The organism is Fusobacterium sp. (assembly GCF_032477075.1).
Lineage (GTDB): Bacteria > Fusobacteriota > Fusobacteriia > Fusobacteriales > Fusobacteriaceae > Fusobacterium_A.
Genome location: NZ_JAWDXO010000011.1, coordinates 39315 through 54033 on the forward strand (window position 1 = coordinate 39315; position 14719 = coordinate 54033).

14 protein-coding genes are annotated in these 14719 nt (G+C 29.6%); 10 read left to right on the forward strand and 4 right to left on the reverse strand.

The features are described 5' to 3' along the window. The first annotated feature begins 15 nt into the window (after positions 1–15). The 9 genes from E6771_RS06380 to E6771_RS06420 all read left to right on the forward strand — a co-directional run bounded on the left by E6771_RS06380 (position 16) and on the right by E6771_RS06420 (position 9844). Positions 16–1239 carry a pitrilysin family protein gene (locus tag E6771_RS06380; protein ID WP_316090380.1) on the forward strand — a complete coding sequence of 408 codons (1224 nt, stop codon included), beginning with the start codon at positions 16–18 and terminating at the stop codon, positions 1237–1239. A gap of 12 nt (positions 1240–1251) precedes the next feature. Further along, positions 1252–1692 carry a dUTP diphosphatase gene (gene dut, locus E6771_RS06385; RefSeq protein ID WP_316090381.1) on the forward strand — a complete coding sequence of 147 codons (441 nt, stop codon included), beginning with the start codon at positions 1252–1254 and terminating at the stop codon, positions 1690–1692. A 13-nt stretch (positions 1693–1705) separates the two neighbouring features. After that, entirely contained in the window at positions 1706–2812 is a 1107-nt protein-coding gene (gene rodA, locus E6771_RS06390) for a rod shape-determining protein RodA (protein ID WP_316090382.1), read from the forward strand. A gap of 7 nt (positions 2813–2819) precedes the next feature. After that, positions 2820–3692 carry an RluA family pseudouridine synthase gene (locus E6771_RS06395; protein ID WP_316090383.1) on the forward strand — a complete coding sequence of 291 codons (873 nt, stop codon included), beginning with the start codon at positions 2820–2822 and terminating at the stop codon, positions 3690–3692. 23 nt (positions 3693–3715) lie between these two features. Then, a complete protein-coding gene (locus tag E6771_RS06400) occupies positions 3716–5020 on the forward strand; it encodes an NCS2 family permease (protein ID WP_316090384.1) in 1305 nt (434 codons plus the stop codon). 245 nt (positions 5021–5265) lie between these two features. Then, positions 5266–6471: a DUF401 family protein gene (locus E6771_RS06405; protein WP_316090385.1), complete on the forward strand. Its 1206-nt coding sequence runs from the start codon at positions 5266–5268 to the stop codon at positions 6469–6471. 62 nt (positions 6472–6533) lie between these two features. Further along, positions 6534–7721, forward strand: a complete 1188-nt coding sequence (locus E6771_RS06410) for a MalY/PatB family protein (protein WP_316090386.1) — start codon at positions 6534–6536, stop codon at positions 7719–7721. A gap of 165 nt (positions 7722–7886) precedes the next feature. After that, positions 7887–9257: an APC family permease gene (locus E6771_RS06415; RefSeq protein WP_316090387.1), complete on the forward strand. Its 1371-nt coding sequence runs from the start codon at positions 7887–7889 to the stop codon at positions 9255–9257. Positions 9258–9289: 32 nt separating this feature from the next. Continuing rightward, positions 9290–9844 carry a redoxin domain-containing protein gene (locus E6771_RS06420; protein ID WP_316090388.1) on the forward strand — a complete coding sequence of 185 codons (555 nt, stop codon included), beginning with the start codon at positions 9290–9292 and terminating at the stop codon, positions 9842–9844. Between the two features lie 68 nt (positions 9845–9912). Here E6771_RS06420 and E6771_RS06425 read toward each other — a convergent pair whose 3' ends face one another. From E6771_RS06425 to E6771_RS06440, 4 genes are all read right to left on the reverse strand, one after another. After that, positions 9913–10470 (reverse strand): MarR family winged helix-turn-helix transcriptional regulator, encoded by a 558-nt coding sequence (locus tag E6771_RS06425; RefSeq protein WP_316090389.1) that lies wholly within the window; start codon positions 10468–10470, stop codon positions 9913–9915. Positions 10471–10635: 165 nt separating this feature from the next. Beyond that, a complete protein-coding gene (citX, locus tag E6771_RS06430) occupies positions 10636–11988 on the reverse strand; it encodes a citrate lyase holo-[acyl-carrier protein] synthase (RefSeq protein ID WP_316090390.1) in 1353 nt (450 codons plus the stop codon). Between the two features lie 4 nt (positions 11989–11992). Then, positions 11993–13027: a [citrate (pro-3S)-lyase] ligase gene (gene citC, locus E6771_RS06435; protein WP_316090391.1), complete on the reverse strand. Its 1035-nt coding sequence runs from the start codon at positions 13025–13027 to the stop codon at positions 11993–11995. Between the two features lie 29 nt (positions 13028–13056). Continuing rightward, positions 13057–13605 (reverse strand): hypothetical protein, encoded by a 549-nt coding sequence (locus E6771_RS06440; protein ID WP_316090392.1) that lies wholly within the window; start codon positions 13603–13605, stop codon positions 13057–13059. A gap of 222 nt (positions 13606–13827) precedes the next feature. Here E6771_RS06440 and accD point away from each other — a divergent pair, with 222 nt between their 5' ends. Next, entirely contained in the window at positions 13828–14718 is an 891-nt protein-coding gene (gene accD / locus E6771_RS06445; protein WP_316090393.1) for an acetyl-CoA carboxylase, carboxyltransferase subunit beta, read from the forward strand. Position 14719: the final 1 nt, after the last annotated feature.

Below are 14719 nucleotides of genomic sequence, written 5' to 3' on the forward strand. Positions count from 1 at the left end.
GAGTGGAGTGAGTAAATGAATGTAGAAATTAGAAAATTAGACAATGGTATACCTGTTTTAATGGAAAATATAGACAGTGTAAGTACTGTAAGTCTTGGAATATTTGTTAATACTGGATCAAGAAATGAATATCCAGATGAAAGTGGAGTTTCTCATTTTGTAGAACATATGATGTTTAAAGGAACAAGAACTAGGAGTGCAAAAGAAATATCAGAATTAATAGATAATGAAGGAGGATTAATAAATGCATATACAAGCAGAGATATAACTGCATACTACATACAAATGCTTTCAAGCAAAATAGATACAGGCATAGATGTGCTGTCAGATATGTTTTTAAATTCTACTTTTACACAAGAGAATCTAGATAAGGAAAGAAATGTGATTATAGAAGAAATAAGAATGTATGATGATATTCCAGAAGAGATAGTGCATGATGAAAATGTAAAGTATGCAATAACTGGAGTACAGTCAAATATAGTGTTAGGAACTATAGAGAGTCTTAATAATATAACTAGAGAAAAATTTTTGAAATATTTTGATGAACAATATGTAGCATCAAATATAGTAGTATCTGTTGCTGGAAAAATAGATTTTGATCATGTAGTAGCAGAACTGAATAAAGGTTTGGGAAAATTCAGAGACAGTAATTTTAAAAGAGATATGGATGTGTCTTTCACAATAAATCATGGTGAAAATAGAATAAAGAGAGAAACTAATCAAGTGCATCTTTGCTTCAATACAAGAGGAAACAGTCAGATAGAAGATATGAAGTATCCTGGTGCTATAATTTCAAGTGTGTTAGCTGGAAATATGAGTTCAAGATTATTTCAAAAGATAAGAGAAGAAAGAGGGCTGGCTTATTCAGTTTATAGCTATGGAACAGCATTTATAGAAGGAGGACTTTTCACTATATATGCAGGAACCACTAAAGAAAGTTATCAAGAAGTTATAGATATAATTAAAGAAGAGTTTGAAGATATAAAGAAAAATGGAATAACTTCTTATGAACTTCAAAAATCTAAAAATCAGTTTTTAAGTATGCTTACTTTCAGTCTTGAAAATAGTAAGGGAAAAATGACAAGAATGGCTAGTGCTTATATGCTTTATGGAAGAATAACTGAAATTGATGAGATAATATCAAAAATAGAGAATATAACATTAGAAGATATAAAAAAGACAGCAGAATATTTATTCCAAGAAGAATTTTATTCTTGCACAATACTTGGGGATATATAAAGGAGATTAGTAATGGAAAAAGTTATAGTAAAAGTAGTAAAAGAGGAAAATGTGTCACTTCCAAAATATGAAACATCTGGTTCAGCAGGAATGGATGTAAGAGCGAATATAGGGGAGGCAATAGTGTTAGGGTCACTAGAAAGAATATTAGTTCCAACAGGACTTAAAATTGCTATACCTGAAGGATATGAAGTACAGGTAAGACCTAGAAGCGGTTTGGCAATCAAGCATGGAATAACTCTTTTAAATACACCTGGGACTATAGATAGTGACTATAGAGGAGAATTGAAGATAATAATGGTAAATCTTAGTAAAGATGAGTATATAATAAATCCTCAAGAAAGGATAGGACAACTCATTTTAAATAAAGTTGCACAAATGGAATTGATAGAGGTAGACTCTTTAGATGAAACAGAAAGAGGAGCAGGAGGATTTGGTCATACAGGAAAATAAGGAGTAACAATATATGGGAAAAAGCAGAGATACAGCTTTAATTTTAAAAAAGATAAAAAAAATGAATAACCTTCTTCTGCTTAATGCAGTGATTATCGTTGTGATAAGTGTACTGACAATTTATAGTGCAACTATACATAAAACAACCCTTTTTTATAAAAGGGAAGCTTTTTGGGGAATAATAGGTATTTTTGTATATCTATTTTTTTCTTTTGTAGATTATAGAAAATATGCTAAGTATTATAAATTAATTTATATTTTTAATATTTTAGTTTTGCTTTCAGTATATGTATTAGGGGTAAAAAGACTTGGAGCTCAGAGATGGATAGATCTTGGTCCTATAAGTATACAGCCTTCTGAAATAGGAAAGATACTTGTTATCTTAACTTTTTCAGAATTTCTTGTTTCAAAATATAGGGATAGGTTTGTAGGATTAAAAAGTGTCTTGATATCCTTTCTTCATATTCTTCCAGTATTTGTATTAATATTAAGACAGCCTGATTTAGGAACTGCTCTTATACTTATGATGACTTATTTTGTTTTGATATTTATACATGGGATAGATTGGAAATCAATAATAATAATGATTATTACAGGAATTATATCTTTGCCAACAGCATTTTTCTTTTTTTTAAAAGATTATCAAAAACAGAGAGTGCTTACATTTTTGAATCCTGAAGCTGATCTTTTGGGAAGTGGATGGAATGTTACACAATCTATGATAGCTATTGGTTCTGGGGGCCTTTATGGGAAAGGATTTTTAAATAGTACTCAAAGTAAACTAAGATTTCTTCCAGAATCACATACAGACTTTATAGGATCAGTATTTTTAGAAGAGAGAGGCTTTGTAGGAGGTATTGTTCTATTGGGGTTGTACCTTATTTTAATTTTACAAATAGTCTATATAGCAGATACTACAGAAGATAAATATGGAAAATTAATTTGTTATGGAATAGCTTCTATATTTTTATTTCACTTGATAATAAATGTGGGTATGATAATGGGAATAATGCCAGTAACTGGAAAACCTCTTCTTTTAATGAGTTATGGAGGAACTTCACTTTTAATAAGTTTTATGATGCTTGGAATTGTTCAAAGTGTAAAGATGTACAGAGATTAGGAGTAATATGGAATACAAAGTGGATAAAGAGTTTGAAGATGTAAGGCTGGATAAGTTTCTTAGAAAAAAATATGAAGAAACACCATTAACTGAAATTTTTAAGGGAATAAGAACTGGTAAAATAAAAGTTAATGGGAAAAAAAGTAAAGAGAATTACAGGCTTCAACTCAATGATGAGATAAAAGTTTTTTTTAAAAGTGGAGAAACTAAAGAAGAAAAATTATTAGAGATTGAAGATAAAGAGATTGAAAAAATAAAAAAATCTATTGTTTATGAAGATGAGAATATTCTTATTTTTAATAAGAAAAGTAATATGGTTATGCATAAAGGAAGTGGTTATGATTTTGGAATATCAGAAATTTTAAAAGGATATTTAAAAAATTCTAACTTTAACTTTGTAAATAGGATAGACAAGGCAACTTCTGGGTTAATCATAGGTGCTAAATCTTTAGTAACAGCTAGAGAATTGGCTGAAGAGATAAGAAATAAAAATATAAAAAAGAAATATTATATTCTTGTAGAAGGAATAATAAAGAATAAGGAATTTACTATAAAAAGTTATTTAAAAAAAATAGAGGATAAAGTTATAGAAGTAAAAGAGTTTGAAGAAGGAGCAAAGGAAAGTATAAGTTACTTTAAAGTAAAAAAATATGGAAAAGAGTGTACATTACTTGAAGGAACTCTTGGAAGTGGAAGAACGCATCAATTGAGAGTTCAATTATCTAATATGGGAAATGCAATAATAGGTGACACTAAATATGGAAAAGGAAAAGAGAAAATTATGTATCTATTTTCTCACTACTTAAAAATAAAAAAATATGGAATAGAAATAGATCTTCCTATTCCAGATGAATATATTAAAAGACTTGGTAGTAATTAAATTTTAACATAGGAGGAAGGAAAATGTCACAAAATAATGGTATTTTAGAAGGAATGTTTAAAATATCTGAAAGAGGAAGTACAGTAAAGCAAGAAGTTATTGGAGGAGTGACTACATTCCTTGCAATGTCTTACATCATTTTTGTTAATCCATCTATATTAGGAGATGCTGGAATGAATGTGGGAGCTTTGATAACAGTAACTTGTCTGGCTTCAGCACTAGCAACTTTATTATCTGGAATTTGGGCAAATACGCCATTTGCACTGGCTCCTGGAATGGGATTAAATGCATTCTTTACTTATACTTTGGTATTAGGTAAAGGGGTACCTTGGGAAACAGCTCTTGGTATTGTGTTTATCTCTGGATTCTTTTTTCTTTTACTTTCAATTGGGGGAATAAGAGAGAGAATTGCAAATGCCATACCCCTACCATTGAAAATAGCAGTAGGTGGAGGAATTGGAATGTTTATTACTTTAATAGGACTTAAAAATCTGGGATTAGTAGTGGCAAGTCCTGCAACACTAGTAGCTTTAGGACCTATAACAGTTCCTGTAATAATAGGAATAGTTGGACTTATTGTAGCTATGGTATTGGAAATAGAACAGGTAAAAGGTGGGATTCTTATAGGTATAATGGTTTCTACTATTCTAGCTTTTATAACTGGAAATGTGGATATACCTAGCAGAATAGTATCTTTACCTCCAAGTATTGCACCAATAGCTATGAAATTAGATATACTATCGGCTATGAAGCTTTCTCTAATAGGACCAATATTTTCTTTTATGTTTGTTGACTTATTTGATACACTGGGAACTCTTATTTCTTGTTCTAAACAAATGGGAATGGTAGATGAGAAAGGACATATTAAAGGGCTTGGAAGAATGCTTTATACGGATGTAAGTGCAACAATATTTGGATCTATGCTGGGGACAAGTACAGTAACTACTTTTGTTGAATCAGCAGCAGGTGTAGCTGTTGGGGCTAGAACTGGATTAGCTTCAGTTGTTACAGCGATAATGTTTATAGGAGCACTGTTCTTTTCACCAATAGTAGGAGTAGTTCCTGCATATGCAACTGCACCAGCTCTTATTATAGTTGGTGGGTATATGTTTAAAAATGTGAAAGACTTAGATTTTTCAGATATGAAATCACTATTTTCAGCATTTATTATAATAATAATGATGCCGTTAACATACAGTATAAGTATTGGGTTAAGTTTAGGTTTTCTAACTTATATAATTCTTCATTTAGTGACTGGTGATTTTAAAAAATTAAATGCTACATTATTATTTATAGGAGCACTTTGTCTGCTTAATCTTATGGTATAAAATAAAGGATAAAGAAAAAATCTCTCTTAGAAAAATCCTAAGAGAGATTTTTTTAATTAAAATGATATAAAGAGCTGTATTTTTTTAAGAAAATATTTAAATATATACGTAATAAATACTTTATATATAAAAACAGAACAAAGAAATAAAAAAAATAACTTGAAATAATTTTTATTAAGTGGTATAAGATAGTTAATAGTTAAATAACTTAATTATTAATATAAAAAAGTATTGGGGGGATAAATTTGGATATTGTAAAATTGATAATCATATTTACAGGGATAGTATTCTTCATAAAATTAAAGAAGCCATTATATATTTCTATATTAGTAGGAGCAATTATAAGCATTATTCTTTATAGGATTCCTGTAATAACTTCATTGCAACTTGCTTTTAAGTCCTGTACCAGCCGAGATACGATATCTTTGGTACTTGCATTTTATACAATAACATATGTCCAAAGAATGATGGAAAAAAGGGGACATTTATTATTAGCTGAAAAATCTTTAGATAATATATTTAACAGTCGACGAATAAATGCAATGATAGCACCATTTGTTATAGGATTGCTTCCATCAGCTGGTGCTGTACTTATAGCAGCGCCAATAGTCCAAAATGCCAGTGGCAACTATTTAACAAGAGAAGAACAGACATTTGTAACAAGTTACTACAGACATATATCAGAAGCTTTTCTTCCAACATACTCATCAATACTTCTGGCTCTTGATTTATCAGGAGTGGATATGACAAAATTTGTTGTTGGAATGCTTCCCATGATAGCAATATTGTTTATTCTGGGATATATCTTTTATGTAAGAAAGATACCTAAATCCACTGGAATCAGTCAATCAAAAGATAAAAAAGATGACATAATAAATCTTATAATAAGTTTATGGCCAATAGCAGTAACTATAACAATAATACTGACCTTGAAAATTCCAGTATATATGGCAGTGATACCAGTAATAATAGTTTCAGCTATATTGAACAGATTTTCGATAGATGAACTTATTCCCATGATAAAAACAGCATTTGAAACAAAATTAATAGTAAGCACAGTAATGATAATGATATTTAAAGAACTCCTTACTTTTACAGGAGTAATAGGAAGGTTACCTGAATATTTTGAAAAACTTCCAATACACCCAGCAATAATATTTTCTTTAATTTTTGTAATAGGAACTTTAGTAGCTGGTTCACAGGCAATAATAGCTTTGGCACTGCCACTTGCTTTTGCAACCATACCTAATGGAGGACTTGCATTGATGATACTTCTCATGTGTATGACTTATATAGCAATGCAGGTATCTCCAACTCATATATGTTTAGCAATAGTTACAGAAGCATTTGATGTCTCTTTTATAGAATTAGTCAAAAAGACCTTTCCTATATTAATTATATTTACAGCAATAACAGCAGTATACAGTTATCTGCTCTTCATGCTGACATAAATATTTTATAAAAGTTTTTATAGAGAACAAACATTTCATATTTAGAAAAAGGAGGAATAAAAATGAGTTATGACTTTACAACACTTGTATCTAGAAAAAATACTGGGGCATCAAAGTGGGAACAAATGTACAGCTGGAACCCAAATGTGGCAGATGATGTAGTACCTTTATCAGTAGCAGATATGGAATTTAAACCAGCTCCTGAAATTGTAGAAGGATTAAAAAAACATTTAGACCAAGCTATATTAGGATATACAAAAGCTTATCCAGCTTTTCTTGATTCAGTTATATCATGGATGAAGAGAAAGCATCAATACAAAGTAGAAAAAGAATGGATATTAAATACACCAGGAATAGTTAATGCTTTTTATGCAGCAGTTAATGCTTTTACAGACCCAGGTGAAGGAGTAATAATATTCAGACCTGTATACTATCCATTTTCTATGGCAATTGAAAAAAATGAGAGAAATATTGTAAATTGTCCTTTAATAGAAAAAAATGGATATTATACAATAGATTTTGAAAAATTTGATGAAATTTCAAAAGATCCTAAAAATAAACTTCTTATTTTCTGCAGTCCCCATAATCCAGTGGGAAGAGTATGGACAAAAGAAGAGCTGGAAAAAGTAGCTGAAATATCAGTAAAAAATGATTTGATTGTAGTATCAGATGAAATATGGGCAGATCTTATTATGCCAGGTTATGAACATTACATGATAGGAAGACTGGGAGGAGAAATAGAAGAGAGACTTATTACATGTACTGCCCCATCTAAAACGTTTAACCTTGCAGGGTTAGCAACATCTAGTATTATTATAAAAAATAAGGAAATAAGGGAAAAATATTCAGAAATGCTTCAGGTTATGAGAAGTGCATCTGTAAATATATTAGGATTTAAAGCGTGTGAAATTGCATACAACCAAGGAGAAAAATGGCTTGAAGAATTGATTGCTGTATTAGATATTAATCAAAAAATAGTAAAAGAATTCTTTGAGAAAAAGTTTCCTAAAATCAAGGCCAGATTAATAGAGGGAACATATCTTCAATGGTTGGATTTCAGAGCATTAGAAATAAATGATGAGGAATTGGAAGAATTTATGCATATGGATGCTCAGTTTTTTACTGATGAAGGATATATCTTTGGAAAAGAAGGAAGTGGATATGAGAGAATAAATCTAGCAGCTCCTACTTGGGTAATAGAAGCTGAACTAGAAAGACTTGGAAAAGCATTAGAAAAGATCTATAAATAAATTTAGGGATAATTATTTATAGAAAAATCAGAGTGTATTAAGAATAAAAATATTTAGGGATAATATCATAGTTTTTATGGGTTAGAAAATTATGATGTTAAAGTGAGGGAAGGGAAAAAAGCAGCTTATTAATATTTTTTCAATAAATTATTTGGAGGTATAAAAATGAGCAATCTGACTTCAACAAAAGAACTAAAAAGAACGCTTGGATTTTGGGATTTGATGGGAGCATCTGTGGGGCAGATAATAGGAGCAGGAATAATGTCTTTGACTGGGGTAGCAATAGGAATGACTGGAAGATCAGCACCTTTGGCATTTGTACTATCAGCAGTTATGGTACTTATTTCATGGTATCCTTTAACTCTTATCAACACTACTGCAAGATTTAGAGGTGGACAGTACTCAATAATCGGTTCACTTCTTGGAGAAAAATATACTGGGGCCTACATAATAATATTTATTTTAACAAATATATCATTATCAATGTATTGTTTATCATTTGCAGATTATGCATTACCATTCCTGCCATTTCTACCAAGAAAACTTTTAGCTGTTGGTATTTTAGTAATATTGTATGGATTAAATTTTTTAGGAATAGATAAATTTGCTAAATTTCAAAATATTATAGTTGTTTCCTTGGTAGTTGCACTTACTACATTTACAGTTTATGGATTTGGAAAAATAGATCCTAATTATATGGACCCTGCAAGTTTTATGACAGGTGGATGGCTAGGACTTCTTAGAGCTACAGCACAATTAACTTTTGCAACAGGTGGTGCACAAGTAATAGCAAATCTATCTGGAGAGGCTAAGAATCCAACTAGAGATATTCCTAGAGTTATGGTAACATCTACTCTTGCAGTTGCTGTTCTTTATGGATTTATGGCAACAGTAGCAGCTGGGGTATTTCCAGTATCTCATGTGGCTAATGAGCCTCTTACTCACGTAGCTAAAGAAATACTTCCAAAACAACTTTATGTATTCTTTATTGTAGGTGGAGCATGGGCAGCTCTTATTTCAACTTTAAATTCACAGCTTGCTTCTGCAACAAAACCGTTGATGCAAGCAGCAAATGATGGGTGGATTCCAGCAAAGCTTGCAACATTGCATAGAAATTATAAAACACCAATGTATCTATTAACAATATTCTTTTTTGTAGGATTATTGCCAATAGTTTTCAATTTAAATATAAGTATAATATCGAAGATAGTAACAACTGTACAAAGTGTTACAAATTCTATGATAGCTCTTTGTTTATTGAGTGTAGCTAAAAAACTACCTAAACAATGGGAAAATTCTCCATTACATATAAAAGAAGGTGCTGTAAAAGCTTTGGTTACAGCAGCAGTAATGATATTTATATTACAAGCTATATTGCTTGGAACAAGCTTATCAATACCACTGCTTATAGGAAATGGATGTGTTATAGTTTTTGCTTTTACATATGCTAATCTAAGATATAAAAGTGGAAAAATAAAATGTGATATAAGTTATGAAACTGAAGAAGAAAAAGAGAAGGAAAAAAATGAAGAATAAAAATATAAAATGATTCAATGTGGAGTGATACTATGATAGTAAGAAAAAATGAATTTCTTGAAAATTTTACATATGATACAGCATATGAGATAAGAAAGGATTATTTTAAAAGTAAAGGAAATAAAATAGGAGTATTAGCTTTTTTGAGATATTATGGCTGTACAATATGCCAATTAGATATCATGGAATTTAATAAATTATATGAAAAATTTGAAGAAATGGGAGCTGATGTCAAGATAGTATTACAGTCTACACCTAAGATTGTAAAAGAAGCTGATGAAAAAATAAAGTTAAAATTTGAAATAATATGTGATCCTAAACAGGAATTATATGAAAAGTTTGAAATAAAAGGAGCAGAGTCTTTAGAGGCTCTGAAATCAGGAAAGATAATAGAAAAAGTTTCAGAAGCAAAAAAATTAGGATTATCACATGGTGAGTATGAAGGAAATGAGCTTCAGCTTCCAGCAGTATTCATTATAGATGAAAATAATAAAGTGTTATATTCACATTATGCAGAAGATGGAGCCGATATTCCTAGAGCAAAGGAAGTATTAGATATAATATATGAGTATATTAGTAAAAAATAATAGAGCCTCCAAGTCATAATATCCTAAAAAACAGGCCTGAAATATTTCAGGTCTGTTTTTCATATAAATTATTCCTTTTTTTCTCTTTTTTCTTCTCCCTCTAATAAAATAGAGGTATATTCTTCAAGAATATTATCAAAAGTAATCAAATCATCAACAGAAAATTTTTCTAAAAGTGATTTGTTAGTTTTTACTATATCAATGTTATCATATCTTTTATGAGCAAGAGCAAAATCTTTGGCTTTATCATAAGGATAGAGATAAAAGAATTTAGCATCATCTTTAGAATTTACTCTATAAATATATTCTTTTTTTAGTAAACTCTTTATAGTTTGAGATATGGCACTTCTAGTTTTTTTCCATTTTTTTGATAACTCAGTAACTGTAATTCCTTCATAATCAACTATATCTGTAAGTATATGAGCTTCTGTCATGGAAAGTTCTTCTCCAGTACCATAATCTCTTTTTTCATTCATATAATTTGTATAGGCAATAACAAAATTATATAATATTTCTGACTTTTTATTTAGAGATTTAAATCTTCTGTTTACTATCTCTTCACTTTCATCCATGCTGACCCATTTATCAATGATTTCATCATAATATAAGTTCTTATGATTTTCCAAATCTGAACCTCCAATACATATAATTTCTTATGTATATATTATATCACAGCATTATTTATATTCAAATTCTATTTAAAAGATAAACTATACCTAAAATATTCATATTTTTTAGGAATATATTATTTTTATTATATTTATATTTAAATATTTTTAGCAAAAAAGTCTTTAAAAGAAAATACTTTTTAATTTGTATAGGAAAATTGTAACTGCAAGAAGGTCAGCACTTCCTCCTGGACTTATTCTTTCTTTTATGTAAGTTTTTTCCATATTTTCAGCAGTTTGTCTCCCTAATTCACTATAGATTCCTCCAGCAGCAAAAAATTCCTCAGCCTCTCTTTTTACTCGACGAAGCATATGGATATCATGCCTGTGAACAATAGTACTGTCCATTACTTTTCCTATAAGGAAAATAAGTGTTTGAAGAAAGGCAAGATTGATATCACTATTTTTTTTCAATGAATCTTCCAGAATATTAAGGGAACCATTAAAAATTATATCAAGTCCTTCTCTGACTTCACCTCTTACTCCAGTAAAACCATAATTTTTGTATAATTTTTCTCCATGAGTAAGGTCAGTTTTATTTTTTATATTTTCAAAATCTTTTAATATATCTTTACACATATTTTTTATCATAGGTTGAATATCATTAAAAGAAGCTCCTTCATATAATACTCTTGCTGTGGTTACTACTACTATTCCAAGGAGAAAAATCATTCCTTTGTGAGTATTTATATTTTCAGTAGCTTCAAACATTATTTTTTCAGTTTCTATTCCTATTTTTCTTGTTCTAAGGAAAGCTTTTTCAAGTGTAAGATAAGAGTATGAAATTCTTGCCATCTTTTCAAATCCTTCTTTAATAGCAAAGGAACTTTTTAAAAAAGTAAAAAAATCCATATCATCATGTGATCCCTGTGTAAGAGGAGAAACTAAACCAAAAGATGGAGCAGTAGCAGCTTCAAATATCATAGCTTCAACAGCAATATCTCCAAGTTTCTTTATTGTTTTTTCTTTTTTTATAACATAATTATTATATTCTATATACTTTTTCATAAGAACATTTTTTATTTCTTGATGGGAATGTTTCATTGATCTTCCACATATAAAAGCAATGTCGTCACATATGAGGCACTTTCTCTTCTTATACCCAAACTGACTCCTTGAAAGCCCATTTCCATCTATATCATAAACATCTATATCCAAACATCTTCCTAAAATATGATTTTCCTCAAAATAAATGGTAGATTCTTTTATATTTTCAGCTTTTTCATCTATTATAAAAAGATATATTTTCCCTTCAAGGTTTTTTAAAATTTCTTTATATACTATTTTTTCTGAAAAGTATTCTTCCATTTCTTCAGCAGCTATATCAACTATACTCAAAGATAGAGGTTCAAGTTTATTTTCACCTGGGTAATTAGTTCTTACAGCAACAAGAGGAAGAGAATATTTTTTAATAAGTGAGTTTTGAAGTTCAACTCTTTTTTCTCTAAGTTCTAAAAAGTTATTTAAGTCAAACATTAAATTAATGAGGAGAGTTGCTGTTTTTAAGCTTCTCTTCTATCTCCTTTCCTTCTGGGCTTATTAAAAAATTGAAAGTTGTAGAAGGAACGAATTCTTTTAGTTCTTCAATTTTTCCTTCTTTAAGCTTTTCTCTAACAATAGAGGCACTAATAGCTGTATGATGAAGTTCTTTTCTAGGCACAAGAATAACTTCCATTCCATATTTTGGAAGTATTTTCATTAAAGCATCATTATATTTTTTAGTTACAGGACAATAAGGCTCTTCACCTATATATCTTTTACTTATACCAAGTTTTTCTCCAAATTGCTTTCCAGCTATAGTAGCATCTAATTTTGTATATTCCATAAGAGAATCATCTTCTTTACGTAAAAAATAGTTGGGAAAAGTAGCTGAAGAAATTATGTATTCAGTTCCAGGAATTACTTTTACATTAGGAAGATGAGCAGTTCCTTTTTTTACAAGCTCATATCTTATTATAAAAGGAAAAATAGATTTATCTTCTTGAACTACAAATATAAGAACCTCTTCATTTTCAGAAGCAGCTTTTTCTATAAGAAACTGATGCCCATAAGTAAAAGGATTGCAGTTCATAACAAGCATTGCTTTTTGGGTTTCTTTTTTTATCTTAAAATCTTTTTTTATCTTATTTATAGTTTTATCAATACTATTGATGCCCATTTCCATAAGAATAACCTTATCGGTATGAGCAACCTCTTTATAGCCTATTCCTAGAAATATATCCTGATTAACTGTTTTAGTAAATACCATGCTGTGCAGATATCCCTGATCGAACATTTTATTTGTAATATTTGTAAGAATAGAACCTGATATCCCTTCACCTTGATGATTTTTATCAATAGCAAAACATTTTATAATGTTTTTTCCTTTAGAAGCAGTAGCTATGATTTTCTCATTTTCTCTTATGACAACAGTATAATCAATATTTTCGTCATATTTAAGGTCAAAACCAGCTAGAAAATCTACAACTTCTTTTTTTTCAAAAGGGTTGTTTAAATTAACTTTTTCAATATTCATAGTATTTCTCTCCTGATATAATTTTAAAATTATTCTTCATCAGATAATTTCTCTTTTGTATTCAGAAGTCTTCCTGAGATATCTTCTAAGAATGTTGAGAATACATTTTTTGATTGAGTAGTTACATCATCTCTTTCTATAACAAAAAGAGAATAAACTTTTTTGTTGTTTTCCCAAGCTCCCTTTTGAGAAGCATTTTTAAGAATAAGTTCAGAAGCATATTCAGTAAGATCAGGTAAAACTGGAGCAGCTAACCCTTTTGAATATGAATCCATATTGAGCATAAAAGAGTTAAAATTAATAGCCACTTCTTTTTTTATTTTTCCTTTCAGCAGATCTTTAGCATTTTTGTTAGCTTTTGATTGAGCAATAATAGCACCACTTGTTTCTATTTCTGCTGATCCAAGAGCAAATAATTCCTGTTCAGGATTTACTCTATTAGCCATTTGTTCCTGTAATTCTAAAGGAACTGCATTAGATTTATTAGGAATGACATTGGATAATGCACTATCTAAGCTGCTGCACCCAGTTGTTAAAATAATAAGAAACAAAAGTAGCATAAAATTTATTTTTTTCATAAAAAACCTCCTAGAGAAAAAATAATTTTTAATTTTTAAAAAAATTATTTTTGTAATTTTTAATTCGAAAATTTCCCTCTATCATTCATTTTTAAGTCGTTAGAAGATTATATATTACTATATATTTTATAATATAAAGAAAGTAAAATCAAATATTTATTGAAATAATTCAAAAAATTTTATAAAATTAATTATTAGAGAAAAGTAAACGAGGAGGAAGAAATGGGTTTTTTTTCTTTGAATAAAAAGAATTTTTCATTAAATAAAAGCAGGAAGAAATATGTGACTTTAACAGTTGAAAGCACAGAAGATCAAAAGGATATAAAACATATAGATAATAAGTCAACAGGACTGTGGGTAAAATGCCCTCAATGCCAAGAAATATTATATAAAGTTGACATAGAAGGAAACTTAAAAAAATGCAGTCATTGTGATTATTACTTTGAGATGACAGCCAGAGAAAGAATAGCTTTATTAATAGATGAAGGAACTTTTAAAGAGGAAGATTCAGGACTTGAATCTGTAAATCCACTTAATTTTCCAGGTTATGAAGAAAAAAATAGAAAAGCTAGAAATGAATGTGATATGAGAGAAGGGGTTATTTCAGGAATAGGAGATATCAATGGAATAAAAGTGAGCATTGCAGCTATGGATTTTAAATTCATGGGTGGAAGTATGGGTTCTGTAGTTGGAGAAAAAATTACAAGAGCTATGGAAAGAGGACTTCAGGAAAGAGTTCCAGTCATTGTTGTTGCTACTTCTGGTGGGGCAAGAATGCATGAGGGTATATTGTCTTTGATGCAGATGGCAAAAACTTCAGCAGCAGCAGAAAAGTTAAGAATGGAGGGAATACCTTTTATAGCTGTTCCTGTAAACCCTACTACTGGAGGAGTAACAGCTTCTTTTGCTATGCTTGGAGATATAATAGTAAGTGAACCTAAGGCTACGATTGGATTTGCAGGAAAAAGAGTTATAGAGCAAACTATTAAACAAAAACTTCCTGATGAATTCCAGACAAGTGAATTTTTACAAGAAAGCGGAATGGTTGATGTAATAACTAAAAGGGAAGACATGAAAAATACATTACATACTATTCTAAGTAATTTAATATAAA

Excerpts from the sequence above, each read along its gene's own strand:
- E6771_RS06380 (WP_316090380.1), top strand. The coding sequence starts at position 16 with ATGAATGTAGAAATTAGAAAATTAGACAATGGTATACCTGTTTTAATG.
- dut (WP_316090381.1), top strand. The coding sequence starts at position 1,252 with ATGGAAAAAGTTATAGTAAAAGTAGTAAAAGAGGAAAATGTGTCACTT.
- rodA (WP_316090382.1), top strand. The coding sequence starts at position 1,706 with ATGGGAAAAAGCAGAGATACAGCTTTAATTTTAAAAAAGATAAAAAAA.
- E6771_RS06395 (WP_316090383.1), top strand. The coding sequence starts at position 2,820 with ATGGAATACAAAGTGGATAAAGAGTTTGAAGATGTAAGGCTGGATAAG.
- E6771_RS06400 (WP_316090384.1), top strand. The coding sequence starts at position 3,716 with ATGTCACAAAATAATGGTATTTTAGAAGGAATGTTTAAAATATCTGAA.
- E6771_RS06410 (WP_316090386.1), top strand. The coding sequence starts at position 6,534 with ATGAGTTATGACTTTACAACACTTGTATCTAGAAAAAATACTGGGGCA.
- E6771_RS06415 (WP_316090387.1), top strand. The coding sequence starts at position 7,887 with ATGAGCAATCTGACTTCAACAAAAGAACTAAAAAGAACGCTTGGATTT.
- E6771_RS06420 (WP_316090388.1), top strand. The coding sequence starts at position 9,290 with ATGATAGTAAGAAAAAATGAATTTCTTGAAAATTTTACATATGATACA.
- citX (WP_316090390.1), bottom strand. The coding sequence starts at position 11,988 with ATGTTTGACTTAAATAACTTTTTAGAACTTAGAGAAAAAAGAGTTGAA.
- citC (WP_316090391.1), bottom strand. The coding sequence starts at position 13,027 with ATGAATATTGAAAAAGTTAATTTAAACAACCCTTTTGAAAAAAAAGAA.
- E6771_RS06440 (WP_316090392.1), bottom strand. The coding sequence starts at position 13,605 with ATGAAAAAAATAAATTTTATGCTACTTTTGTTTCTTATTATTTTAACA.
- accD (WP_316090393.1), top strand. The coding sequence starts at position 13,828 with ATGGGTTTTTTTTCTTTGAATAAAAAGAATTTTTCATTAAATAAAAGC.